This window comes from Serratia sp. CY38905, from assembly GCF_052168875.1.
Classification (GTDB): Bacteria; Pseudomonadota; Gammaproteobacteria; order Enterobacterales; family Enterobacteriaceae; genus Serratia; species Serratia sarumanii.
Window position 1 is genome coordinate 641,437 of sequence record NZ_JBJNLV010000001.1, and the last position, 25,941, is coordinate 667,377.

22 protein-coding genes are annotated in these 25,941 nt (G+C 55.0%); 8 read left to right on the top strand and 14 right to left on the bottom strand.

Annotated features, from left to right (window positions below):
• Positions 1 to 19 precede the first annotated feature (19 nt).
• The 7 genes from ACJ8MK_RS03265 to ACJ8MK_RS03295 all read right to left on the bottom strand — a co-directional run bounded on the left by ACJ8MK_RS03265 (position 20) and on the right by ACJ8MK_RS03295 (position 8,529).
• The gene (locus ACJ8MK_RS03265; RefSeq protein ID WP_071998120.1) at positions 20 to 526 is read right to left on the bottom strand and encodes an acyltransferase; all 507 of its coding nucleotides are present in this window, start codon (positions 524 to 526) and stop codon (positions 20 to 22) included.
• Positions 523 to 1,761, bottom strand: a complete 1,239-nt coding sequence (locus ACJ8MK_RS03270) for an oligosaccharide flippase family protein (RefSeq protein WP_039566814.1) — start codon at positions 1,759 to 1,761, stop codon at positions 523 to 525. Before ACJ8MK_RS03270 ends, ACJ8MK_RS03265 begins: the two co-directional genes overlap by 4 nt.
• Positions 1,762 to 4,002, bottom strand: a complete 2,241-nt coding sequence (locus ACJ8MK_RS03275) for an N-acetylneuraminate synthase family protein (protein ID WP_033637743.1) — start codon at positions 4,000 to 4,002, stop codon at positions 1,762 to 1,764.
• A 3-nt stretch (positions 4,003 to 4,005) separates the two neighbouring features.
• Positions 4,006 to 4,695: an acylneuraminate cytidylyltransferase family protein gene (locus ACJ8MK_RS03280; protein WP_033637742.1), complete on the bottom strand. Its 690-nt coding sequence runs from the start codon at positions 4,693 to 4,695 to the stop codon at positions 4,006 to 4,008.
• Positions 4,696 to 4,783: 88 nt separating this feature from the next.
• Entirely contained in the window at positions 4,784 to 6,931 is a 2,148-nt protein-coding gene (gene wzc / locus ACJ8MK_RS03285) for a tyrosine-protein kinase Wzc (protein ID WP_033637741.1), read from the bottom strand.
• Between the two features lie 12 nt (positions 6,932 to 6,943).
• Positions 6,944 to 7,378: an arsenate reductase/protein-tyrosine-phosphatase family protein gene (locus tag ACJ8MK_RS03290; RefSeq protein ID WP_103773825.1), complete on the bottom strand. Its 435-nt coding sequence runs from the start codon at positions 7,376 to 7,378 to the stop codon at positions 6,944 to 6,946.
• 14 nt (positions 7,379 to 7,392) lie between these two features.
• The gene (locus ACJ8MK_RS03295) at positions 7,393 to 8,529 is read right to left on the bottom strand and encodes a polysaccharide export protein (RefSeq protein ID WP_033637739.1); all 1,137 of its coding nucleotides are present in this window, start codon (positions 8,527 to 8,529) and stop codon (positions 7,393 to 7,395) included.
• Between ACJ8MK_RS03295 and ACJ8MK_RS03300 the strand changes: the two genes are divergently transcribed.
• Positions 8,465 to 8,776 (top strand): hypothetical protein, encoded by a 312-nt coding sequence (locus ACJ8MK_RS03300; protein ID WP_162091248.1) that lies wholly within the window; start codon positions 8,465 to 8,467, stop codon positions 8,774 to 8,776. The two genes, ACJ8MK_RS03295 and ACJ8MK_RS03300, sit on opposite strands and share 65 nt — an antisense overlap.
• A 201-nt stretch (positions 8,777 to 8,977) precedes the next feature.
• Here the strand turns inward: ACJ8MK_RS03300 and ACJ8MK_RS03305 are convergent, their stop codons facing one another.
• Both ACJ8MK_RS03305 and galU read right to left on the bottom strand, forming a co-directional pair.
• Entirely contained in the window at positions 8,978 to 9,871 is an 894-nt protein-coding gene (locus ACJ8MK_RS03305) for a UTP--glucose-1-phosphate uridylyltransferase (RefSeq protein WP_033637738.1), read from the bottom strand.
• Positions 9,872 to 9,924: 53 nt separating this feature from the next.
• On the bottom strand, positions 9,925 to 10,821 hold the full coding sequence (gene galU / locus ACJ8MK_RS03310; RefSeq protein WP_033638708.1) for a UTP--glucose-1-phosphate uridylyltransferase GalU: 897 nt from the start codon (positions 10,819 to 10,821) through the stop codon (positions 9,925 to 9,927).
• 609 nt (positions 10,822 to 11,430) lie between these two features.
• On the opposite strand from galU, the gene ACJ8MK_RS03315 reads away from it, so the two are divergent.
• On the top strand, positions 11,431 to 13,014 hold the full coding sequence (locus tag ACJ8MK_RS03315) for a TerC family protein (RefSeq protein ID WP_033637737.1): 1,584 nt from the start codon (positions 11,431 to 11,433) through the stop codon (positions 13,012 to 13,014).
• Positions 13,015 to 13,045: 31 nt separating this feature from the next.
• On the opposite strand, the gene dcuC is transcribed toward ACJ8MK_RS03315, so the two are convergent.
• The 4 genes from dcuC to udk form a co-directional block, all read right to left on the bottom strand.
• A complete protein-coding gene (dcuC, locus tag ACJ8MK_RS03320) occupies positions 13,046 to 14,398 on the bottom strand; it encodes an anaerobic C4-dicarboxylate transporter DcuC (protein ID WP_033637736.1) in 1,353 nt (450 codons plus the stop codon).
• A gap of 175 nt (positions 14,399 to 14,573) precedes the next feature.
• A complete protein-coding gene (gene asmA / locus ACJ8MK_RS03325; RefSeq protein ID WP_442517495.1) occupies positions 14,574 to 16,406 on the bottom strand; it encodes an outer membrane assembly protein AsmA in 1,833 nt (610 codons plus the stop codon).
• A gap of 44 nt (positions 16,407 to 16,450) precedes the next feature.
• Positions 16,451 to 17,032: a dCTP deaminase gene (gene dcd, locus ACJ8MK_RS03330; protein ID WP_004938917.1), complete on the bottom strand. Its 582-nt coding sequence runs from the start codon at positions 17,030 to 17,032 to the stop codon at positions 16,451 to 16,453.
• Positions 17,033 to 17,158: 126 nt separating this feature from the next.
• On the bottom strand, positions 17,159 to 17,800 hold the full coding sequence (udk, locus tag ACJ8MK_RS03335; protein WP_004938922.1) for a uridine kinase: 642 nt from the start codon (positions 17,798 to 17,800) through the stop codon (positions 17,159 to 17,161).
• A gap of 231 nt (positions 17,801 to 18,031) precedes the next feature.
• Between udk and ACJ8MK_RS03340 the strand changes: the two genes are divergently transcribed.
• The gene (locus ACJ8MK_RS03340; protein WP_060428326.1) at positions 18,032 to 18,661 is read left to right on the top strand and encodes a phosphatase PAP2 family protein; all 630 of its coding nucleotides are present in this window, start codon (positions 18,032 to 18,034) and stop codon (positions 18,659 to 18,661) included.
• Between the two features lie 45 nt (positions 18,662 to 18,706).
• Here ACJ8MK_RS03340 and apbC read toward each other — a convergent pair whose 3' ends face one another.
• The gene (apbC, locus tag ACJ8MK_RS03345; RefSeq protein WP_033637733.1) at positions 18,707 to 19,819 is read right to left on the bottom strand and encodes an iron-sulfur cluster carrier protein ApbC; all 1,113 of its coding nucleotides are present in this window, start codon (positions 19,817 to 19,819) and stop codon (positions 18,707 to 18,709) included.
• 159 nt (positions 19,820 to 19,978) lie between these two features.
• Between apbC and metG the strand changes: the two genes are divergently transcribed.
• The 5 genes from metG (at position 19,979) to ACJ8MK_RS03370 (ending at position 25,879) form a co-directional block, all read left to right on the top strand.
• On the top strand, positions 19,979 to 22,006 hold the full coding sequence (metG, locus tag ACJ8MK_RS03350; RefSeq protein WP_442517496.1) for a methionine--tRNA ligase: 2,028 nt from the start codon (positions 19,979 to 19,981) through the stop codon (positions 22,004 to 22,006).
• Between the two features lie 222 nt (positions 22,007 to 22,228).
• The gene (locus ACJ8MK_RS03355) at positions 22,229 to 23,296 is read left to right on the top strand and encodes a sugar ABC transporter substrate-binding protein (protein ID WP_442517497.1); all 1,068 of its coding nucleotides are present in this window, start codon (positions 22,229 to 22,231) and stop codon (positions 23,294 to 23,296) included.
• Between the two features lie 130 nt (positions 23,297 to 23,426).
• A complete protein-coding gene (locus tag ACJ8MK_RS03360; RefSeq protein WP_033646776.1) occupies positions 23,427 to 24,641 on the top strand; it encodes an MFS transporter in 1,215 nt (404 codons plus the stop codon).
• A gap of 138 nt (positions 24,642 to 24,779) precedes the next feature.
• Positions 24,780 to 25,187: a CidA/LrgA family protein gene (locus ACJ8MK_RS03365; protein ID WP_033654965.1), complete on the top strand. Its 408-nt coding sequence runs from the start codon at positions 24,780 to 24,782 to the stop codon at positions 25,185 to 25,187.
• Positions 25,184 to 25,879 carry a CidB/LrgB family autolysis modulator gene (locus ACJ8MK_RS03370; protein WP_033646779.1) on the top strand — a complete coding sequence of 232 codons (696 nt, stop codon included), beginning with the start codon at positions 25,184 to 25,186 and terminating at the stop codon, positions 25,877 to 25,879. The genes ACJ8MK_RS03365 and ACJ8MK_RS03370 overlap by 4 nt, the downstream gene beginning before the upstream one ends.
• Positions 25,880 to 25,941: the final 62 nt, after the last annotated feature.

Consider the following 25,941-nt stretch of genomic DNA (forward strand, 5'->3'; position numbering starts at 1 on the left):
ATGAATGTATAACTGCCGTTCAATGAAATTTGCCTTCAGCCTTAAGCTGCAGATAGTGAGCAACATCGCGTTGCGAAAAGGGTTTCGCTGGATGGCCGCCGGCTATAGCGTAGGGCTCTATATCTTTAACCACCACGCTGCCGGCTTGGATAATGGCCCCTTCCCCAATGGAAACCCCGGGCAGAACAATCACATTGATCCCAAGCCAAACATTATCCCCGATATGCGTATCCTTAATCACATAAGTGTTATCGTAGGGAATCGCATTCCCATGATGATTGTGATTTTCTGTGATCAATACACAACCAAAACCACAGTGGAAATTATCACCGATAGTAACACCGCCCTTTCCAACCACCGTCAAACCATTGGAGTTAAAGTTATCACCAAGTCGGGTTTTATTATTAACGATAGTTAAAAAGTTAATTTTCGGATCTTGACCACATCTTTCAGCCATTCTGATAACTTTTGAACGATAACGCTGCTTACGTAAGTTTCGCAACCATCGTTTAAGACTTGCTATCATCTTTTCCTCTCAATACTGATCTGTCGCTTGCCACAATAAAAAGTCACTGCACACGCATAAAAACTAGAAATTGCATAAACCAGGCAGAAATACTCAACTTTGATTTCTGTCATGGTGATGACAAATATACCAATCAAATGCGTTATCATCGAACCCATGGTAATAATTGAGATTAATTTATTTTTACGATAGTAAAACAGTGAGTGCGTAAAAATATAATAAATCGATAAAAATGCAGTTCCAGGCAAAAGAATGTTGAAGTAATAAATGGCGCGATTGAACTCAGCATTAAACAGATACGGGAAAGCAAATGGCAAAATAAAGAAGTAAATAATGCACGAAACGATAACCAGAGCTGTGTAACCATATTGAATGAGCTCGACCCCTCTAAAATCGTTCGCTTTAAGCTTGCGATAAATGAAAGGTTGGAACGCCTGGTTGATTACGCCGAAAAAGAGCATAACGATAGAGGTTAGCTGAAACGCCAAGCCATAAACCCCGACTACCGCCGTACTCATGTAATGCGCTATGAAGAATCTATCCACCGAGGATTTAATCCAATAACTGCCATGATGTGGCAATAGGGATACCCCGTAGCTAATGATTTCCTTATAACGCTTACGCAACGGTTGGAGCACGCTGCGTTCAACCGCTATTTTTCTGTAAACAAAGAACTCGTAGGCCAGCTGAATGCTGAAAAATGATGCCGCGATCGCTATCAAACGTTGTCCTGGCGTCGACGCTATCATTTCAAAAAGAGCGATAGTGAATAAAACGTTGAATGCGGAAAGCAAAAATTGGCCGATAGCGGCAACTTTATAGGTCTGACTAATGCGCAAATGCGATAAATTGATAAAGTTCAGCGCCTGCGCCAGAGATGCCAAAACAACCAGAAAACCGTCGCTGAAAGAAACAGAGATCTTGGCGACCAGTGTGACAATGTAGAATATAGCCACCAGTAGCGCGCTCGACGCGAAAGCCAAGGCGATGTTATCTCTGCGGAACACCAGGGAGCTCCCTTCCCCCTCCTGCATGTATTTGACCGGCAACAGACCTTGACCACTGAACGAAATGAAAATGATCAAGATCTGAATAACGGACAAATAAAGAGTCAGCGCGCCGTACCCCGACGCGCCTAGGTGTGCTGTCAAATAAGGCAATATGATGAAGCCGATGACCTTGCCGAGAATGTCCCCTACCGACAAGGCCGCAGCCCCCATAATGGCTTTACTCATTTACAGATACTTTTCCAGGAAGTTAAGCGCATGCCAGAACCCTTCCCCTTGGTTTTTGTGCCCCTGCCACACTTCAGGAATAAACTGCGCTCCCGGCGCATGACGCCGCAGATCATCAGCCAGCTCGTCAAAGTTCACATCGCCTTTACCGATCTGTACCCCTTCACCATCCACTCCCAAAGCATCAACAATATGCATATGTGCGGTGTAAGGGCCGACCTTCTGGGTAAACTCATGAAGATCCCATTGGTAGTAATTACAAGCCATCATGGAATGCGACGTGTCATAGCAGATGCGGTAGCCGTATTTCTCACAGAACGCTTTAATCTCGTCCGGATCGACAAACAGGTTATGGTAGCTTTGACCACCAAAGTGCCATGGGAACGGAGGCATCGTCTGGATGATGATTTCAACGCCTTCTTGATTGATTTCACCCAGAGCGGCGCCAATGCGTTCGTACATCGCCTGACGTGATTCTTTTGGCAAGAAACCGGTGGTATTGAAACCGCCTGCATTCACCACGATGACCGGACGCTCAGTTTTCGGGAAATATTGCTTCAACGCGCGAGTCACATCGCAGACACGCTGCAGCTGTTTGATCGAATGAGCAAGATAAACGGGATCATCCGTCGCCAGATCCAAAATATGATCGTTGGCGAACAGCTCGGGGCTATGTACCGCAAAACCGATATTTTCAGCGCCGGAGAAGAATTCTGTCAAATCGAGTTCCATATCCTGATAGCTCAGATGGAACTCGACGAAGTCCAGATTGGATTTATTCTTCAACTTGCCGTAATCGTGGTAGCGCACTGGAATGCCGAACGGACGATTGAAATCATAGTCCTTGGCTTCTATCGCCACATCATTTAGATCCGACTCATAGAAATACCCGCCTTTTTCGTGGTCACGATTGGCTTTCTTACCGACCAATTGCTCCAGATAAAGAGGCTGCAGACCCTGCCCCGGACTCTTCACTTCAACCATCTCGCGAGTGATGATTTCACCTTTTTTCAGATCGCGATTGATAATCAAACTTTTTGCCAGAGTTTCGCGGTTGATCATTTCCCCTTGGGTGATAGTACGTTCGCCGGCGTTGCCCATGGACTCTTCAACTTCGCGGATACGTACGACCATCTCTTTGAACTCAGGGGGTAACAACGACACCTTGTGGTCGTTGCCTTCCATGGATTTGTCGATGGTGAAGTGTTTTTCGATTACTCTTGCGCCCAGCGCGGTCACGGCGATCGGCACTGAAATGCCACGCTCATGGCCAGAATAGCCGACCAAGCAACCCGTCACCTGCTGCAGACGTTTGATATAGGCCAGGTTGACGTCTTTGAACGGCGTCGGATACGTAGAGTTGCAATGCAGGATCACAAACTCGGCACCTTTCGATTTCAAGAAGTCTACCGAGCTTTTGATTTCTGCTTCGCTGCACATACCGGTAGAACAAATCAGCGGTTTGCCCGTAGCGGCCAACGCGGCCAACATTTCGTGGTTAGTGAAGTCAGCGGAAGCGACCTTATAACCTTCCATGCCGTAGTTTTCCAACACTTCCAGGCTCTTCAGATCCCAAGGAGTACACAGCGGGGTCAGCCCCTTCTCCTTGCAATAATCGAACACTTCAATCAGTTCTTCATTGCTGAGCTGGAATTTTCTCAGCAGATCCAGCGTGTACTGTGCGCCAAGATCGGCGGATTTGTCTTTATCGTTGCCGCCCTTATACAAAGAGCTCAGATCGCGCATTTGGAACTTGACGCAATCGGCGCCAGCGTCAACCGCCAGGTCAACCAGATGCTTAGCCAGCTTAATATCGCCATTATGGTTGTTGCCAATTTCAGCAATAATGTAAGTCGGCGAGGTTTCCGTGATAGTGTGTTTGCCAATCGTCAGGCCTTTTTCGCTTTGCAGCGCAACGGCGACCAAACGACGATAATCATCAACCAGCGGCAGAACGTCAACGCCATTCGAAAACAGCGATTCAATCTCATTGCGTGGCGCATCCACTTTTTTATAGCGGACGTTCTGATTCATCACTTCCGACATTTCGCGGCTCAGATCGAAGTCGCCGTTAGTGATCCAACGACGGAAATCACCGTCTGAGAAAGAACCGCACAGCTTGCCGTCTTCAGTGACAACAAAAATAATGCGCTTTTTATTCGAGTTGATTTTTTCTAAGGCTTTAATGATTGATTCGGTTTCAAACACTAAAAAGTCAGATATTTTTTTCTGAATTAACATAAATTATCTCCCACTCCAATTTTTCAAAATTACTTCAACAACCGCCCAGTCCAGCATGGTGTCAATTTCAAAGCTTTCCTCTTCCGACATCTTATGCGCTACAACTTTGCCACCAAGACGATTACCGGTACTGAGGAGAATTTCGCTTTTCGTAACGTAAATTGAACCATTTTCTTTAAGTTTGATATTTTCAGGCTTAATATCTTGCCGACGCGGACGGTTTAAGTAGTCGTAATAGGCTTTCGGATTATCTTCATTTTCCCACAAGAAATGCCAAAACTCACATACGCTCAGCAGTGAATCGGCTTTCTTTTCAATAATCTTTCTGATTGCAGAATCAATCGCATCATCTTTGCGAACAGGAGAAGTAGCCTGCAACAGGACGGTATACTCAGGGTGGTAACTCTCATGTTCAGCCAACCACTCCAGCGTATGCAAAAGCGCGGGCTCAGTCGCAGCGGTATCGTTCGCCAGATGGGCCGGACGCATGAACGGGACTTCCGCGCCATATTCTCTGGCTACGGCAGCGATATCTTCACAATCTGTAGAAACAATAACACGATCAATACTCGAAGAATTTAATGCCTGCTCTATGCTCCAAGCGATTAATGGTTTACCTGCAATTTCTTTAATATTTTTTTTGGGAATACCTTTCGACCCACCCCTTGCCGGAATAATTGCAAGATTACTCATTTATTCTCTCCGAAATTGGATTTTATGCATTACTTTTGAATGAATCAGAAAGCTCCTCATAATGAGGAGCTTTTACATAGAAGGGAGTTTATTTATATTCGTAAGCGTAGTAGCCGTAGGCGCTACCCGATTTATTTTCAACGGCGTTAAGGATAATACCTTTAATTTCCATGCCATTTTGTTCGAAGCGACGAATACTCACCTCAATCTCTTTCAGCGAGTTCACGCCGTAACGTGCAACCAACAGCGTCGTGCCGACATTGCGCGCCACAATAGCGGCATCCGTTACCGCCAGGATCGGTGGGGTATCGACCAACACGATGTCATACTCTTTGCCCGCCCATTCCAGGAACTCTGTCAGGCGGTTGTGCATCAACAACTCCGATGGGTTCGGAGGAATCTTGCCGCGCGAGATAAAGCTGAGATTCTCGATCGATGTTTGCTTGATCGCTTGCTGCGCCGACGCCTGGCCGGACAACACGTCAGACAACCCCAATCCCAATTCACAGTTCAACAACGAGTGGGCATAACCTTTGCGCATATCGGCGTCAACGACCAAAATGCGCTGACCCGCCTGGGCGATCACCGCCGCCAGGTTAATGCTGACAAACGTTTTACCGATGCTTGGGCTGGCACCGGAAATCATCAGAACGTTATTTTTGGCTTCCAGCGAGGCAAAATGCAGACTGGTACGCAAGCTTCTGACGGCTTCAATCGCCAAGTCCGCCGGGTTGCCCACGGCAAGTAGGGTGTAACTCCTGTTACTGCTGCGCTTGCCGGACAGCATGGTCTCGCGGTCGCTCTTTTGCTGCCATTCGGACAGCGGAATACTCGCGTAAACGTTGATCCCCTGCTGTTCCAACTGTTCCGGACTTTCGATGCCGCGATGCAGCATGGTTTTAAGCAAAACGAAACCGGTGGAGAATAGACCGCCTAGCAACGTGACTATCAGAACGATAATGGTTTTTTGCGGTTTAACCGGACGAGGCTGCGTAACGGCAGGATCCACAATACGTACGTTACCGACTGTGCTTGCCTTGGTGATGCCCAGTTCTTGCTGTTTATTCAGCAACTGCATGTAGATCTCTTGCCCAGCCTGTACATCACGGGTCAAACGCAAGATTTCCTGCTGGGTCTTCGGCATAACGCTAACGCGCTTGTTCAGCTTATCTTTTTCTTGTTGCAACGTGGCGCGTTTTTCCATCAATGCACGATAAGCCGGGTGCTCTTTGGTATAAAGCTTGGAAATTTCCGCCTCTTTGAACGTCAGCTCGTTCAGTTGAGCCTCAACCCCCACAATCGTGTCCAAAACAGACTTCGCTTCAAGGGACAAATCGACAGAATCATTCGCCTGACGGAAACGGTTGAGTTTATCTTCGGCACTATCCAAAGAACTACGAACTTCAGGCAACTGATCTTTCAGGAAGTCCAGACTTTTAGCCGCCTCTTCCGATTTACGTTCGACGTTCTGCAACAGGTAATTTTTGCTGATGCTGTCAAGAATGTTTCGCACCAAGACAGGATCATCCCCGACCAGACTCAACGCCAGCACGCCGGTGTCTTTACCTTTGTCTTCAACCGTCAAAGCATCCAGCAGATTGTTGGTCGCCACCAAACGCGGCAACTTGGCGATTTCAAAGACAGTGCCTGGCTCCGCCGAAATTTCGCTAACCAGCAAAGAAATCCCATGGCCACTCTCCAGCGCGCCAACTTTCCCCTTGATAATCTCGGTGCCGTTGTTGCTCAGCACATATTGCTGGGCATCAATCACGGTCAATTCCAACTCAACATCGTCAGAGTTGGCAGGCACATTGAGACGGGACAGCGCAATTTTGGCAGGTTCGGTACCCGTCAAACGAGCCCAGCCGCGGCCAAAAATCGGGAAGTACTTCTGCTGCACCACCGTTTCAAGATTCAGATCATCGACAGTCTTACCCGTCACCATGCGTGACTTGATCAGTTCAATCTCCGTGGAAGAACCCGGCTGACTGTTAGGCAGCATTTGAGATAGGTCGTTGACCAACGAGTTCCCGACGTTTTGCTCAACCTGAACCATGGCGTCAGCTTGATATATAGGCGTGGCGAACAGGGAATAAATGATACCGGCAACAGAGAATAACGCTGTAATCCCGATGATGAGCCAGCGGTGATCAATTAAAGTTCCCAGCAAGCGACTTAGATCAATCTCATCATGATTATTGGCTGTTGATAAGCCTGGTTTCGTATTATCAGTCATTGTAATCTCTGGTTAACGATTTAATGCCTGGGCCCATTTTTGGGCTGCATCATCAAGAAGGCGGTAAACAAACTCAAACGCTTCGGCGCTCTTTCTGTAAGGATCGGGAATTTCTTTCTGCCCCAACCAATGGGCGAAAAGCATGGTTTTGCCTCTGACCTCCGGCGCCAAGCGGCAAACAGCATCAATATGCCCTTTCTCCATAACCAGAATTAATGAATATTCCCGGCACATTTCTTTCGTCAACTGCCTGGCTTCATGCCCTTCTAACGACAGCTGATGTTTTTCCGCAATGGAAATAGCGCTCTTATCCGCGGTTTTGCCAACCAAGGCACCGATGCCTGCGGAAGCGATCTCTTTGTTCGGCAGATGCTGCTTCAAGAGACGCTCCCCCGTAGGGGAGCGGCAAATATTACCTACGCAGACAACCAAGATAGAATCAAACATGGCTAGCCTCCCTACTACGGCCAATTACGGATACGCAGTGAGCCTTCCGTGAGATTGTTGAAGCTATCGATGGTTGGTGCCAGCTGAACGATCAGGCGGTTCCAACGCGCGATAGGCGCTGCCGTCACGTAAACAATGTCATACGGTTGCAGATGGAATTCAGCCCCCATCACCAATGCTGTCGCATCGGACATGTTGAGCTGATAAATATTAGCCAGTTTGTCGCCCTGTGTTCCGTGCAGTGGGCGGATAACGAAGACACCGGTCGCATCTGCCGCAGCTTGGCTTATCCCCTGAGAATTGCCCAGCGCTTCCGTCAGCGTCATGCCGCTGCGATCCATTTTTAGCGTCGATGGGGTTTTAACTTCACCCATGACGAACACTTTAAGATCGTCGTTGCGCGGAATATACAGAATATCCCCAGGATAGAGCAGATGGTTCTGAGTCAAATCCCCATTCTGCATCAATTGCTGCAATGAAAGACGCTGTTCTTTGCCGTTGTGGGTCAGGATGATGTTGCGCCAGTCGGCATTCTCCGTCAGCCCGCCGGCGGCGTTGATCGCATCCATCACCGTCAAAGGTACGTTGGTGATAGGCTGCTGCCCGGATTTGGTAACTTCGCCCGTCACGTAAGCTTTTTGCGAGCGGAAAGCGGCGATATTAACGTCAACCTGCGGGCTTTCGATGTACTGAGCCAAACGGGAGGCGATCTGATCGCGAATTTGGGTAACGGTTTTACCCACCACGTTAACCTTACCGATATAAGGATAGAAAATCGTGCCGTCGGAGTGTACCCAGTTGCCTGTGTCGCTGGCGCTGCGGTATTGGCCCGCAGGCGTGGTCAATTCTGGATGGTCCCAAACGGTGACATTAAGGACGTCACCTACCCCGATCCGGTATTCATACGTGCGCAGCGATGCGTCCAACTGCGCATTCGGCTGAGCAACCACCTTTGTCGGACGCATCGAGTCCAACAACTTCGGTGTCATCGGGTAAATGTTAACCATCTTATCGATATCGAAGTCAGCATCTTCTTGTTTTACGACTTCTTTTCCGCTGGTCGATAAATGGGTTCCAGGAAACACGGTGCATCCACTGATTACGCTGATCGATATCAATAGCGATATCACTTTCAATTGTCGTTTTGCCATCAAATTATCATCACTTTCAGGTAAATGTATCTGCAAAGCTACTATGCGCGCCAACCGTGGCAGCGTCTCTGTAACCTTATCAAACTGTCTGTCGCTTGCTGTGCCGTCTCAAAACATAAGCTCTGTTTGCAATTATCAAGAACGTTTATCTGCCGTTGATAAGAGCAAAGCTATTATGAGCGAGGTAAATAAACTGAAATGCCCGGCACCGGTAAAAATCAGTGCGGAGGCAAGTTTAAAGCTTTAATTTTTTAAAAATAACAGCGACTTGTCAGAATCAGACGGCCATACGCATAAAATTCTCTCGCCATAGCAACTTGGCTACTCGCAGTAGAATGTATACTAAAATAAAAATTGGAACAGTGAAATTCCCCAAAATTCAACAACTATTCTAGCTTCTCCCGCCATGATGGCAACGGCCCTCATCGAGAGAAGCGATAAGTTTTACTCAAAGCGACAGCCGTTCAGCCCACTCGCGGAACGCTTTGCCTTGGGTCGGGTGACGCAAGCCATAAGTGACAAAAGCGCGCAGGTAACCCAGTTTTTCGCCGCAGTTGAACGATTCCCCCACCAGCTCTGTCGCCTCTACCGGTTTGCGTTTCAACAATTCTGCTATCGCATCGGTCAGTTGAATGCGCCCCCAGGCTCCCGGTTCCGTGGTCTCCAGCAGCGGCCAAATATCTGCAGACAAGACATAGCGCCCCACCGCCGAGTAGTTGGATTCCAACTTGGTTTCCGGCGCCGGTTTTTCGATAATTGATGTGATACGAGCACTTTCGCCAGGAGCCAGGCTGCTGGCCTCACACTCCACCACGGAATAATCGTGCAGTACGTGTTCGTCTGCCTTTTGCACCAAAACCTGGCTCAGACCGGTCTGCTCAAAGCGCGCAATCATGTGTGGCAGGTTGTCTTTCTTCAAATCGGCTTTCGCGTCATCCAGCAAGATGTCCGGCAACAGCACGACAAACGGAGAATCACCGACCAACGGCTTAGCGCAGAGAACGGCATGCCCCAGTCCTTTCGGCTGCCCTTGGCGAATGTGCATCAGCGTCACGCCTTTTGGCGTTATCGACTGCACCTCATCCAGCAATTGCCGTTTCACGCGCGCCTCCAACATCGCCTCCAGCTCGAATGAGGTATCGAAATGGTTTTCAATGGCGTTCTTGGAAGAATGCGTCACCAGGATGATCTCTTTAATCCCCGCCGCGACGCATTCGTTGACAATGTATTGAATCAACGGCTTATCAACGATTGGCAACATCTCTTTCGGAATCGCTTTGGTCGCCGGCAGCATACGCATGCCCAATCCGGCAACGGGAATAACCGCTTTCAACTTCGTCATGGTAGACCTCATTCAATCTCGTGATCGCTTTCAGCCGCGGTGGCGACAACCTGTTACTTTCCTAACGTCTGCTTCAACCAGCGGCTGAAATTCTCACCTTCCGTACCGTGACGCAGACCATACTGCACAAACGCCTTCATATAGCCAAACTTGTCGCCGCAATCGTGGGACTTGCCGCTCATGTGGAATGCTTCCACCGTTTGCTCATCCATCAACATCGCAATCGCATCGGTCAGTTGAATCTCATCGCCCGCGCCGGGAGGGGTTTTCTCAAGTAACGGCCAAATATCGGCGGCAAGCACATATCGGCCGACGACGGCCAGATTGGAAGGCGCATCCTCGCGGGCCGGCTTCTCAACCACCGCCGTCATCGGCGCGCTTTCTCCTGCCGCGATCGTCGCGCCAGCGCAATCTACCACACCGTATTTGGACACATCTTGTTCCGGCACCGGTTCAACCATGATTTGGCTGTAACCCGTATCACCAAAACGCTGGATCATTTTAGCCAGATTTTCCTTACGCAAATCCGCCGTAGAATCATCCAATAAAACATCGGGCAACAGCACAACGAAAGGAGAATCACCCACCATTGGCTTGGCGCACAGCACCGCATGCCCCAACCCTTTCGCCTGTCCCTGACGCACCTGCATCACGGTGACGTCCGGCGGGCAAATACTTTGCACTTCGCTCAGGAGCTGGCGTTTCACACGCGCTTCGAGCATGGCCTCCAGCTCAAACGAAGTGTCAAAATGGTTTTCAATCGCGTTTTTCGATGAGTGCGTAACCAATACGATATCTTTAATCCCCGCCGCCACGCATTCAGCAACAATGTACTGGATTAAGGGCTTATCGACCACGGGCAACATTTCTTTAGGAATCGCCTTGGTCGCCGGCAACATACGGGTTCCCAACCCCGCAACGGGGATCACTGCCTTGAGTCTTGTTTGCATTTTCATTCCAATTCATCGTAGCGCTGCATTCACCTGCGCAGCGTGAACAAAGGGATTCAATCGGGCACGCTACCGCCCTTGGCTTGCAGCTACCAAAGTACTGTTATGACGTATCCACCACGTCATTGCATGAGCCAAACAATTTTTATGCAAAACGGCTCTCATTCTTCGTTTGAACTGCCATGCCGTTCACAAAAAAGTAAAAAAACCGGTGCCTTTATAACCAAACAATGCTAGTTACTGCCGTTATATGACTAAGATTCTTATACTAATGTCTAAGTGATACAAGCCTTAGATCCCCCCAGCCAGCCGTTTTCAGAATAAGACTACTCATGCCTGATACCGATAAGAATCATAGTCAAGGAAAATTGTTTTAATGTTTTGATTTAAATAAATTTAATAAGGCGTTTCTTTTCTGAGCGCATACATCCCGGAAGATATTTGCGCCCTCCGGCCCCTGGCTCCGTTGGCCACTCGGCGCCGATCGATGTTTGCGGCAATCCTCCTGTTCTGATCCACGTCCTCCCGATTAAAGTTGAATTTTGCCGCCTCAACGCCCATCATTCCCGAGCGGCATAAGCCGTAGAACTTACAGGTGAAATTGGGCGTATGGAATGGATCGCTGATCCAACAATTTGGGCCGGCCTGGCCACGTTGGTCGTGCTGGAAATCGTGCTGGGTATAGACAACCTTGTCTTCATCGCCATTCTGGCGGACAAACTACCAAAACAACAAAGAGATAAGGCCCGTGTCGTCGGTCTGTTGCTGGCGCTGGTCATGCGTCTGGCGCTGCTCGCCTCCATCTCGTGGCTGGCGACGCTGACCAAACCGATGTTCATCGTCGCGGAGCACCCCTTCAGCGGCCGCGATCTGATCATGCTGGTCGGCGGGATATTTCTGCTGTTCAAGGCCACCATGGAGCTGAACGAGCGGCTGGAAGGCAAGGATGAAGAGCAGCACGGCGCGCGCAAAGGCGCACGTTTCTGGCTGGTGGTGGCGCAGATCGTGGTGCTGGACGCCGTTTTCTCGCTCGACTCGGTGATCACCGCCGTTGGGATGGTCGATCACCTGGCGGTGATGATGATCGCGGTCTGTATCGCCATCGGCCTGATGCTGCTGGCCAGCAAACCGCTGACGCGTTTCGTCAACGCTCACCCGACTATCGTTATTCTATGCCTGAGCTTCCTGCTGATGATCGGTTTCAGCCTGGTGGCGGAGGGCTTCGGCTATCACATTCCGAAAGGTTACCTCTACGCGGCGATCGGCTTCTCGGTGATGATCGAAGCTTTGAACCAACTGGCCCAGTTCAACCGCCGGCGCTTCCTGTCGAAGGTGCGGCCACTGCGCGAGCGCACCGCCGAGGCGGTACTGCGCATGCTGAGTGGTAAACATGAAGAAGCGGAGGTCGACAGCCATTCCGCCAACCTGCTGGCGGACAGCGACAGCGAAAACGGCGAGATCTTCAACCAGCAAGAGCGGCGCATGATCGAACGCGTGTTGGGCATGGCGCAGCGCACCGTCAGCAGCATCATGACCTCGCGTCACGACGTCGAATACCTTGAGCTGAACGATCCGCAGGAAAAGCTGACGCAGTTGCTGGAGCGTAATCAGCACACGCGCATCGTGGTGGTAGAAAGCAGCGCCAGCGATGAGCCGTTGGGCGTGATCCACACCATCGACGTCCTCAAACAGCAGCTGGCGCAGGCGCCGCTGGATCTGCGTGCGCTGATACGCCAACCGTTGATCTTCCCGGAACAGCTCACGCTGTTAAGCGCCCTGGAACAATTCCGCCAGGCGCAGACGCACTTTGCCTTTGTGGTCGATGAGTTCGGCTCCGTCGAAGGCGTCGTCACCCTGACGGACGTGATGGAAACCATCGCCGGCAACCTGCCGGAGGCCGGCGAAGAGGTGGACGCACGCCACGACATTCAGCAAAACGAGGACGGCAGCTGGATCGCCAACGGCTATATGCCGCTGGAAGATCTGGTGTTGTACCTGCCGATGCCGCTGGAAGAAAAGCGCGAATACCACACGCTGGCGGGGCTATTGATGGAACACAGCCAGCGCGTGCCGCAAGAAGGCGAACAAATCAGGATCGGTGACTACCTGTTCGAGCCGTTGGAGGTCAACAGCCACCGCATTCTGAAAGTGAAGATCACCCCGCCTCCTCCAGCGGAGGACTACGAGGTGTAACATTGAGGCCGGGCATTGCCCGGCCTTTGTGTTACTGGGGAACCAGCAGCTCCGTCGCCACGATCACCACCACCAGCCCGACAATCACCGGCACCGAAGTGCGCTTCACCACGTCGAACGGCGAGATTTTCGCCATGCCGGAGACCGCCACCACCACACCGGAGACCGGCGACAGCGTACGGCCGAGATTAGACGCCTGCAGCATCGGGATCACCAGGTAGGCCGGATTCACGCCCATCTGCGCCGCCAGTTTCGGGATCAGTTCGACAAACGCATAGAACGGCGCATTGCCGGAGCCGGTGGTCATGGCCGCCAGCATGGTGATCACCACCAACACCAGCATCATGATCAAACCGCCGGTGCCGAACGACTGCGCCAACCCGATCAATCCGCTGATAAAGCCGACGGTGCTCAACCCCTGCGCGAAGACGCCCGCGGCCACCAACAGCATCACCACGCTGGCGAATGCGTCCGCCATGCCGCGATACGCCACTTCCAGGCCGCTGAATACCTGTTTGGCGCTGAAGCTGCGCACGAACTCGATCGCGGCCGCCAACAGTATGCACCCTACCAGCACGGTAATGATGTGCAGCTCCGGCCCCCATTTGCCGTCGAAGATCAGCACGCCGAGGATCGGCGTAAACGGCAGTATCGCGTAAAACCCCGGCGCATGCGTTTTGATTTCGCTGACGTCCACGATGTGATGCTGTTCATCACTTTTCCTGTCGAGATAACGCTGCCAGAAAAAGTGCGCCACGGCCATGCAGACGATGGCGGCAATCGAGATAGGCAGCGTGGTTTTGAACGCGAAGTCCACGAGCGGCATCTCCGCCGCCTTGGCCGCCAGCACCACGTCGCCGGAGGTCGGCGCCAGGATAATCGCCGCCGGCGAAGCGCAAATGGCCGCCGCCGCCCCGCGGCTGATACCAACGTTCACCATCAATGGGAACAGCGTCGCCATCAGCAATACGCCGAGACCAGTGGCGGAAGAGACCGCCAATGACATCAGGCAAGCGACAAAATAGGCCGCCACCATCAGCAGATAAGGCGAGTTGATCATCTGCAACGGGCGCGAGGCCAGCTTGACGACCACGTCGTTGGCGCCGATATGCGTCATGTAGGCGGCGAAACCGCACAGCATCATGATCATCATGCCCAGATCGCCGCCGCGGCTCATCAGCAAGATCTTGACGTATTCGATAATATCGGTCGCGCGCCAGCCGGTAGACGCGGCGCCGGACGGCAACAGCGTTTTCCCCATCAGGGCGCTGATGCCAAGCAGCAGTAACCCGCCCACCATCAAGACACCGGTGGCGGAATATCCTTTGATGATGTAACGGCCCACGCCCGCCGCCACCGCCGCGCCAATAAGAAGCTCTATCATGTTTCCTCAACTCGTTATGTTTTCGCGCTCAGGCGCATAGTCATAGCAAAATATGCTCTTACTCTGCACAAATCGAGCGTGAGTCTTCATGACCTTCATCAAGGTAACGGAGGGAAATTATCGCGGGAAACACCGATATTGACGCGAGCCGTAAAACGGCCCGCGTCAGGAGGGATTACAGCTTGTCGAGCAGCTTCTTCAGATCCTGGCCTTCGCGCGAATCCTTGTTCTTTTCAGCCCATTTGTTCAGCGCATCTTTAGCCCGATCCTGCAGCGTTTTACGCAGCACCTGATCGACCTGCAGTTGGTAATTCAGCTGTTGCCACGGCCCGTAAACCCGCAGCGGGATCGGCGTTTTTTGCAGTTGCTCGATCAGTTCGCCGCGCCCTTGCCAGCCGCCTGTAACGCGCACGTTAAGCGCCATATCGCACTGTTTTCCCGGCATATCGATACTGCCGGCGCCGGTCAGCGCCAGCAAAGGCGAATCCGCCGTCAGGCTGCTGAGCTTGACAGTGCCCTGGCTCAGGCTGGCCCGCGCCGAGACGCTTTTGACTTCGGTATAGCGCTGATAGCTGTCTTGCCCGCGCACGCTGTTATCATTGCGCGCCACCGCCTGTTGGATCAATTGCTGAATGTTCAGGCCGTGCAACTGCGCATCCTGCATTGCCAACTGCGCCGTACCGCGCCAACGGTGCTCAAATGACTGTGAAGAAAGGCGATCGCCGGTCAAATCTCCTTTCATGCTGAATTTGCCGGTCAGCATCTGCGGCATGTCGAAGGCTTTGAGCACCGTGCCGAGCTCAACCTGGTTCAGGGTCGGCTGCACGTTTATCACCGGTTTATTGCCGCGAGCGTCGAGCGTTCCCGGCAAGGAAAAATCGCCGCCGGCCAATTGCCCGGCAAGTTTATGCAGCGTCAGCAGGCCGCGTTGATTATCCGCCGCGACGGCCAACTGGGTAACGTTCATACCGCGGTAGGTCAACTGCGCCGCCTGCAGATTCAGCTGTGCATTGAAATCGCGCAGCGCTTCCAGGTTCTGCTGCCGATCGTCAACCTGGCTGGCGATCACCGGCGCGGCGGTCACGGCGGGCTGCTCGGCGGTATTGGTGCTGGATTGCCAACCGGAAAGCGCGTCGAGATCGAGATTAGCCGAATTCAGGTTCACCACATAGCCGGGCACCGCCCCCAGGCTGGCGCTGATATCGCCGGTCAACTGGCTGTTATTGGCACTGACGTTCAGCTGGCTGACGGCAATTTGCGCCGGCGTCTGCTGATAGACCACCTGAGCATTGCCCTCGCCTTGAATACCGCCGTTCGGAATATCTGCCCCCGCCAATTGGTAATTGAACTGGGTCACCTTGGCACCGATCTGGTGCGGGAACTGCTGCAGATCGATATCGGCCGCCATGCTGAAGGCCAGGTCGCGCTGATCGCGGTTGACCCGGCTGGAGATGTCCAGCCGCGCCTGCCGTTTCTCCGTTTGCTGCAGGGTAAGATTGATGTCCCGGACATTGATTTGCTCGTTGTCGGCGCGCTGCCAAATCAACAGGCTGTCCACGACGCGCAGGTTATCGATATCGAATTTCCAGGCCGCGTCTGCCGCATCAGCGCCGCTGCCGGCCGGCGCAATCGGGGCGTCCACTTGCGAGTGCTCTTCACTGTCGGGGGTGAGGCGAATGACGGCGTTTTTCAACATCACCTGTTTCACAAACAGCTGATGCGACAGCAGCGGCAACAGTTTGACGTCAAGGCGCATGTTTTCCGCGCTCACCACCGGCGCCTTGGCGCCCGGCGCGGTCAGCGTCATGCGCCCGGCCAAAATGCTGAGCTGCGGCCAGATATGCCAACGCAGGTCGCCTTCGAGCGTCAGCTGGTAGCCGCTCTTCTGCTCGACCTTTTTGACCATGTAACCGCGAAAATCATTCGGATTGACCAGCAGTACCAGCGCGGACATCCCCGCCACCACGACCACCAGTAAAATCGCCAATGTCGTCAGTAATCTTCTCATGCCACCCTCTTGTCAGCGCCACACCGACGGTGCATCCCGCGCCGTTAGTCCTTGTCGATTCGACTGGCTACTGCGCCCTGCTGATCGCGATATTTTGCGTCCTGCCGGCTGTTGTATGGCCGGGCCGCCGGGCCGGACAACGGCTCAAAGCTCAAGGCGCCAATCAACATCCCCGGCCGCAGCGCCAGCGGCAACTTGCCGGAGTTGTAAAACTCCAGCACGATGCGCCCGTGCCAGCCCGGATCGATACGGTGCGCGGTCACGTGCACCATCAGCCCCAGACGCGCCAGAGAAGAGCGGCCGTCGAGCCAGCCCACGAGATCGTTCGGCAGCGTCACGGATTCGAAGGTCACCGCCAGGGCCAGTTCACCGGGATGAAGGAAGAACGCCTCGCCTTCCGGCAGGACAATCTCGTCGCTCATCACGCGATCCAGCGCGGCGCTGACTTCGTCTTTCGGCCCGCTAAGATCGATAAAAGGCGCGGTATGGCCGCGGAACACGCGGAACTGATTGCCCAAACGGACATCTACTGTGGCCCCGTTGATGCGTTCGAGCGGCGGGCGCGGGGAAATCACCAGTTTCTCGCTATCCAGCCAGGCTTCTATATCGCGGTCGCACAGTCTCATGTCTTTCTTCTCCATCAAAACGCGTAACTAAACAAAAATTGCCACACAACGGGCGAAAGGTCTACGCCGGGGTGCAAATAGTTGGCCGCCGGCCGGAAATGCGCATTTCCGGCCATGTAAGCGGCATTATTCAAAGAATTGGCTGATTTTGGCTTTCAGAATATCGATCGCGATGCGGTTTTTGCCGCCGCGCGGGACGATGATATCGGCGTATTGTTTGGAAGGTTCGATAAACTGCAGGAACATCGGGCGCACGGTTTTCTGGTATTGCGCCATCACCGAATCCATCGAGCGGCCGCGCTCATTGACGTCGCGCTTCATGCGGCGCATCAGGCAGATATCGAGCGGCGTGTCGACAAAGATCGAGAAGTTCATCTCCTGGCGCAGGCGGATATCCGTCAGCAGCAAGATGCCTTCCAGAATGATCACTTTTTTAGGTTCGAGATGGACGGTTTCTTTCTTGCGCGTGTGCTCGGTGTAGCTGTACAGCGGCAGCTCGATCGCCTTGCCGGCTTTCAGCATTTGCAGATGCTGGAACAGCAGGTTGTGATCCATGGCGCTCGGGTGGTCATAGTTGGTTTTGACCCGTTCTTCCATGGTCAGGTGAGTCTGGTCTTTATAGTAACTGTCTTCTGGAATAACGCCGATGTGCTCATCGCCGACCTGCTCGCGGAGTTCGCGGTACAACGTGCTGGCGATAAGGCTTTTTCCGGAGGCAGATGCGCCAGCTATACCAATAATGACGCACTGATGCGGATTGTCAGTCATAAAATTAAAGACCTGATTTCGTAATGTGAAGGGGGGAACTAAAACGCGACAATTATAGGGAGTCGCCGGGGATTGCGCCACTGTATATTGCGCGGCGGCGGGCGAATTCGGGCTGCCACGCCACGGGCACGCGGCATTTTAAGAATCTCGCGGCTAGGGCAACGCGCCGTAACGGGTTACACTCCTCGGCGCTGACTTTTGCTCCCCGCCCCCCTTTCATCGGAGATTGATGTGCTGGATTGGTATTTTCTGACTTTTTTCGGCGACAGCATGCTGCTGCTGCCCTGCGCGCTGATTCTGTTTTTATTGCTGCTCATGTCTCCCGCCACCCGCGCGGCGGGTTGGCAGTGGGCGCTGATCTTCGGATTCACCGGCGGGGTGGTCTGCCTGTCCAAACTGGCCTTTATGGGCTGGGGCATCGGCAGCGAGCGCTATGATTTCACCGGATTCAGCGGCCATTCAGCCCTCGCGGCCAGCATCTGGCCGCCACTGCTCTGGACGTTGACCGGCCGCTTTTCCCACCCGATACGCAGCATCGCTTTGCTGACCGGGTGGATATTGCCTTTCGCCATCGGCGTGTCGCGGCTGGAAATTCGCGTGCACTCGGTATCAGAGGTGATCAGCGGGCTGATTTTAGGCTACCTGGCCAGCGCACTGTTCCTGCGGTTGCAGCGGAACAAAGCGCGCCCGCATCTTTCCTGGCCGCACTTCGCCATCGCGCTGGCCTTGCCATTGGCGCTGATGGGGCAGCGGCAGCCGGCCCCCACCCAGGGATTGCTGGAGCATATCGCCAAAACGCTGGCGCAGATCGAACGCCCTTATACCCGGGCAGATTTGCACAACCCTGCCCGCATCCCATAAAAAAACCCGGCGTTTAAGCCGGGTTCTTGCAGTGCGATAGGCAGATTACAGCGCGCGGAACGCGATCTCCGTCGGGATCGCCTCGCCCTGCCAATACATCTGCGCGGCCACGCGGCCGGCAAGTTGACGATACCTCTCGGCGAATTCGCTGTCCGGGCGGCTGATCACCGTCGGCGTACCGCGATCCAGGTCTTCGCGCAGCGAGATATGGAGCGGCATCTGCCCCAGCAGGCGGCTGTGGTATTTCTGCACCAGCTTCTCGGCGCCGCCGGTGCCGAAGATCGGCTCATGGTGGCCGCAGTTGCTGCAGATATGCACGCTCATGTTCTCCACGATGCCCAGCACCGGCACATGCACTTTCTCGAACATCACGATGCCCTTAGCGGCATCCAGCAAGGCGATATCCTGCGGCGTGGTGACCACCAGCGCGCCGGTTACCGGAATATTCTGCGACAGCGTCAGCTGGATGTCGCCGGTGCCCGGCGGCATATCCAGCACCAGATAATCCAGATCCGGCCACAGCGTATCCTGCAGCAGCTGCATCAGCGCCTTGCTGGCCATCGGGCCGCGCCACACCATGGCGTTGTCGTCGGTCACCAGATAGCCGATGGAGTTGGTCGCCAGGCCGTGCGCCATGATTGGCGCCATGTGCTGACCGTCCGGTGAAGTCGGCCGCTCATGTTCGGTGCCCAGCATGTTGGGGATCGACGGGCCGTAAATGTCGGCGTCCAGAATGCCAACCTTGGCACCCTCGGCGGCCAGCGCCAGCGCCAGGTTGACGGCGGTGCTGGATTTGCCCACCCCACCTTTGCCGGAGCTGACGGCGACGATGTTGCGCACGCCTTTGATGCCGGCCTGGCCGTTGGCGCGTTTCAGCGTCGTGATGTCGTGTTTCAGCTTCCAGTCGATGGCGGAAGCGCCGGTCACGCGCAGCAATTCGGGGCCGACGCTCGCCTGCAGCGCCTCAAAACCGCTCTGCCAGGCAAACGGCATCGTCAGTTCGATATGCAGCACATCGTCCAGCAACGCGCAGTGATGAATGGCCTTCAATGCGGTCAGGTTGTTTTTCAACGTCGGGTGTTCAAAGGCGGCCAGTACACCGGTCACCAGGGCGCGCAGAACTTCGGGGTTGGTCTGCTCAGGGGATTTTGCGTTCATCCCGGCTCCTTGATTTTGAATGGGTAGCTTCCGGCTAAGCATATCAGAACTGCGCTGCCGCTGACGCATATAACCTGCAAGAAACCGCCCTAGCAGCGAAGGGCGCGATCGGTTAACATCGAAGGCCCTTTTATTCATTACAGAAAGCAAGTTCTCACTATGGCTCAAGTCGCGAAAAAATTATTGGTGACGTGCGCGCTACCGTACGCAAATGGTTCCATCCATCTCGGCCACATGCTCGAGCACATCCAGGCGGATATCTGGGTGCGTTACCAACGAATGCGCGGCCACGAAGTGCATTTCATCTGCGCGGACGACGCGCACGGCACGCCGATCATGCTGAAAGCGCAGCAGCTGGGCGTGAAACCGGAAGAAATGATCGCGGAGATGAGCCAGGAGCACCAACAGGATTTCGCCGGCTTTGGCATCAGCTATGACAACTACCATTCGACCCATAGCGATGAAAACCACGAGCTGTCCACCCTGATTTACAGCCGCCTGAAAGAAAACGGTTTTATCAAGAACCGCACCATTTCTCAGCTGTACGATCCGGAGAAAGGCATGTTCCTGCCGGACCGTTTCGTGAAAGGCACCTGCCCGAAATGCAAATCGCCGGATCAGTACGGCGACAACTGTGAAGTGTGCGGCGCCACCTACAGCCCGACGGAGCTGATCGATCCGAAGTCCGTGGTTTCCGGCGCGACGCCGGTGATGCGCGACTCCGAGCACTTCTTCTTCGACCTGCCGGCCTTCAGCGAAATGCTGCAGGCGTGGACGCGCTCCGGCGCGCTGCAAGAGCAGGTGGCGAACAAAATGCAGGAGTGGTTCGAATCCGGCCTGCAGCAGTGGGACATCTCCCGCGATGCGCCTTACTTCGGCTTCGAGATCCCGGATGCGCCGGGCAAATACTTCTACGTCTGGCTGGACGCGCCGATCGGCTACATGGGCTCCTTCAAGAACCTGTGCGACAAGCGCGGCGATCTGGACTTCGACGAGTTCTGGCGCAAAGACTCCACCACCGAGCTGTATCACTTTATCGGCAAGGACATCGTCTACTTCCACAGCCTGTTCTGGCCGGCGATGCTGGAAGGCAGCAACTTCCGCAAACCGACCAACCTGTTCGTGCACGGCTACGTGACGGTGAACGGCGCCAAAATGTCCAAATCGCGCGGCACCTTCATCAAGGCCGGCACCTACCTGCAGCATCTGGACGCCGACTGCCTGCGCTATTACTACGCCGCCAAGCTCTCTTCACGCATTGATGACATCGATCTCAATCTGGAAGACTTCGTGCAGCGCGTAAACGCCGATATCGTCAACAAGGTGGTGAATCTGGCGTCGCGCAACGCCGGCTTTATCAACAAGCGCTTCGGCGGCAAGCTGGCCGACAGCCTGGCCGATCCGGCGCTGTACCAGACCTTCGTCGACGCGGCGCAGAGCATCGCTGAAGCTTACGCCGGCCGCGAGTTCAGCCGCGCGATCCGCGAAATCATGGCGCTGGCCGATCTGGCCAACCGTTACGTGGATGAGCAGGCACCTTGGGTGGTGGCGAAGGAAGAAGGCCGCGACGCCGATCTGCAGGCCATCTGCTCGATGGGCATCAACCTGTTCCGCGTGCTGATGACTTACCTGAAGCCGGTGCTGCCTTCGCTGACCGAGCGCGCCGAAGCGTTCCTCAACGCCGAGCTGAGCTGGGACGCAATCCCGCAACCGCTGCTGGGTCATCAGGTGAACGCCTTCAAAGCGCTGTTCAACCGCATCGATCTGGACAAGGTCAGCGAGATGGTCAACGCCTCGAAGGAAGACATGGCCGCCGCCAAACCGGTGACCGGTCCATTGGCCGATGATCCTATTCAGGAAACCATCACCTTCGACGACTTCGCCAAGGTGGACATGCGCATCGCCCTGATCAAGAGCGCCGACTTTGTCGAAGGCTCCGACAAACTGCTGAAACTGCAGCTGGATCTGGGCGGCGAATCGCGCCAGATCTTCTCCGGCATTCGCTCCGCTTACCCGGATCCGAAAGCGCTGGAAGGCCGCCTGACCATCATGGTCGCCAACCTGGCGCCGCGCAAAATGCGTTTCGGCGTTTCGGAAGGCATGGTGATGGCGGCAGGCCCCGGCGGGAAAGAGATCTTCCTGCTGAGCCCGGACAGCGGCGCGCAGCCCGGCATGCAGGTCAAGTAACCGCGCCGGCGCGTTACATCAAGGGTCGAGCTTGCTCGGCCCTTTTTTAATGCCTCAAACCCAAGGTTATAAACAGTAAGAAAACGTCATAACCGCTCTGATTCCCTCGCCCGCCGTATCCCGCTATGATGCTCAGCAACAACAAATAGACGTCCAGACAGAAAGACTGCTATAACAGACCTTCACCGGGACCCTTTACCCGCTTTTTTGGAGCCTATAATAATGACAAACCTCAAGACTTCGCTGCTCGCCCTCAGCCTGCTGGCTGCCCTGCCGCTGCAGGCGGCGGAAAATGCCGCCGTGCCGGCCGCCATCGCTCAGCATCAGGGGCCGGTGCGCATCGCGGTGATCCGCAATCTCGGCTCCGACGACAACACCACGCAATTCTTGGCGGGCGCCATTCAGGAAGGGCGCAAGCTGGGCTTCAAGGTAGACACTTTCCTCAGCAACGGCGACGACGCGCGCTTCCAGGACTTCGTCAACCAGGCTATCAGCCAGAAATATGACGGCATCATTCTCTCGCAGGGGCGAGCCCCCTATTCCACCGAGCTGGTCAAACGCATCGCGGCGGCCGGCATCGCCGTCGCGGCTTTCGATACCGACGTCAGCGGCAGCGTTCCCGGCGTCACCGTCTCGCAGCAGGACGACGCTTCGCTGGCCAACGCCTCCTTCGGCCAGCTGGTGAAGGATTTCAACGGCCAGGCCAACATCATCAAACTCTGGGTGGCCGGCTTCCCGCCGATGGAACGCCGCCAGGCCGCCTATCAGCAGCTGCTGAAACAGCATCCGGGCATTCACGAGCTGGAATCGATCGGCGCGGTCTCCTCCGACGTGCAGGGCGATACCGCCAACAAGGTGGGCGCGGTGCTGGCGAAATACCCGAAAGGCAAGATTGACGCCATCTGGGGCACCTGGGATGCCTTTACCCAAGGCGCTTACAAGGCGCTGAAAGAGAACGGCCGCACCGAAATCAAGCTGTACAGCATCGATATCTCCAACCAGGACTTGCAGCTGATGCGCGAAGCCGGCAGCCCGTGGCAGGTCAGCGTGGCGGTGGATCCGAAACTTATCGGCGCGATCAACCTGCGCCTGGTGGCCAACAAGATCGCCGGGGAAAGCACGCCGGACAGCTATCAGTTCAAAGCGACGGTCATTCCGCAAGCGCTGCTGCTGGCGCAGCCGGGGCCGGTCAACGTCGCCGGGCTGGCGAAAATCATCCCCGGCTGGGGCAGCAGCAGCGATTTCGTCCAGCCGTGGTTCGCCACGCTGCAGGCCGAACACGGTAAATAGTGCTGTTTTTGACGAGGCTGGCGACGCAGCCTCTGTTTTTAACCTAATTATCGGCTTTCCCCTTCCGTCCTCGCCAAAATACGCTATGTTATCTGCATCGCCCATAACTGTATGCATAAACAGGCTTCGAATGAAGGGATTCCCCTCGCTGATCAACGTACTGCTGGCCAGTTCGCTGGTGTTGACCATCGGCCGCGGCGTGACGCTGCCGTTCATCACCATCTACCTCACCGAGCATTTCCATCTGCTGCCGAAGAGCGTGGGCGTGATCCTGGGCGTCAGCCTGACCCTCGGCATCCTTGCCAGCCTGTACGGCGGCTATCTGGTGGACAAATTCAGCAAAAACCGCCTGATCCTGCTGTCGATTGTCTTGTTTGCGCTGAGCTTCTTCGCCATTCCCTGGATCCCGCGCCCCGGCGGCGTCATCGTGGTGCTGGCGATCCTGCATACCTGCTATTCGGTGCTGAGTATCACCATCAAGGCCTGCTTCGCCGACTGGCTGCCGGTCGAGCAGCGCATCAAGGCTTTCTCTATCAACTATACGTTGGTCAACGTCGGCTGGGCGATCGGCTCTGCGCTCGGCGTGCTGGTGGCCGGGCTTAGCCCGCTGCTGCCGTTTTATCTGTCAGGCGGGTTGGCGCTGGCGACGGTGGCTGCGCTGAGCCTGCGCTTGCGCGGCCGGGAACAGCGCCCGGCGCCAACCGCCGCCGCACCGGCGGCGCTCCCCAACTTCCGCCAGACGGTGACTATCCTGCGCAGCGATCGGCGGCTTATCTACTTCACTCTCGGCAGCACCCTGGGCGCCGTGGTGTTCGGTCAGTTCACCGGCTATCTGTCGCAGTACCTGATCACCGTCTCCAGCGCCGAGTTCGCCTACAAAATCATCGGGCTGGTAATGATCGTCAACGCCGGCATCGTTATCGCCCTGCAATACTTGCTCAGCCGCGGCATGCGCCAGGAAAACATGCTGCGCTGGCTGGTGCTGGGCACGCTGTTTTTCATCGTCGGGCTGCTCGGTTTCATGATGGCCGGCCAGGCGGTCTGGCTGTGGATGGTGGCGATGGCGGTGTTTACCCTCGGCGAAATCATCGTCATTCCGGTGGAATACATGTTCATCGACTTTATCGCGCCGCCGCATCTGAAAGGCAGCTACTATGGCGTGCAAAACCTCAGCGCGCTGGGCGGCGCCATCAACCCGGTTCTGAGCGGTATGCTGCTCAGCTATGCCGCGCCGCCGTTGATGTTCGTGATGTTGATCGTTTGCGCGCTGCTTAGCCTGCTGTTTTTCTTCCTTGGCCATCGGCTGGCAGAACAGGCTGCGGCAACCGCCGAAGACGCGCGCTGAATCCGCGCGTAGCGGCCATTCCGGGCTGTCAACCCGCCGATCGGGCATGGCGCCCATAGCGAGAATTCATGGCGCGATCTGTGGCATGGCTCACAGTTTAATTGTATGATGAATGCATCGGTTAAACGGGAAAAGACAATGGCCAACGTGCTCACACTATGCTGGAAATACCTAAGGGCTCTGCTCCTCATCTACCTTTGTCTGTTCGTCGGCAACGCGCTGGCGGCGCTGCTGCCGTTCGCCATTCCCGGCAGCATCCTCGGCATGCTGCTGCTGTTCGCCCTGCTCTCTACCCAGATTATGCCGGCCAAATGGGTTAAACCCGGCTGCCATCTGCTGATCCGCTACATGGTGCTGCTGTTCGTGCCGATCGGCGTCGGGGTGATGAAATACTACGACCAGATCGTCGCGCATCTGGGCCCGCTGGTTATCTCTTGCCTGATCAGTACGCTGATGGTGCTGGTGGTGGTCGGCTATACCTCACATTATTTTCATCGCGAGCGCCGCATCGCCGGCAAACCCGACGACACGGAGGGTAACTCATGATCCATGAAATCTGGTGGTCGCTGCCGCTGACGCTGGCGGTCTATTTCGCCGCGCGCTGGCTGGCGCGCAAGCTGAATATGCCGCTGCTCAACCCGCTGCTGGTTTCCATGGCGGTGATCATCCCGCTGCTGCTGCTCACCGGCATCCCCTATGAGCGTTACTTCCTGGGCAGCAAAATCCTCAACGATCTGCTGCAGCCGGCGGTCGTCGCACTGGCCTTCCCGCTGTATGAGCAGTTGCACCAGATCCGCGCGCGCTGGAAGTCGATTATCGCGGTGTGCTTCATCGGCAGCCTGACCGCCATGATCAGCGGCGGCGCCATCGCCCTGTGGCTGGGCGCCACGCCGGAAATCGCCGCCTCTATCCTGCCGAAATCGGTCACTACGCCGATCGCCATGGCCGTCGCGGACTCGCTCGGCGGCATTCCGGCGATCAGCGCGGTCTGCGTCATTTTCGTCGGTATCCTCGGCGCCGTGTTCGGCCATACGCTGTTCAACCTGTTGAAAATCACCACCCACTCGGCGCGCGGCCTGGCGATGGGCACCGCGTCCCACGCGCTGGGCACCGCACGCTGCGCGGAGATGGACTACCAGGAAGGCGCTTTCGGCTCGCTGGCGCTGGTGATCTGCGGCATCATCACCTCGCTGCTGGCACCGTTCCTGTTCCCGGTGCTGCTGCACCTGTTTAGTTGAACAGGGTGAAACTTGCGATACATCTCGCATTTATGTATCTCATTGCACTAATTTCATCAATT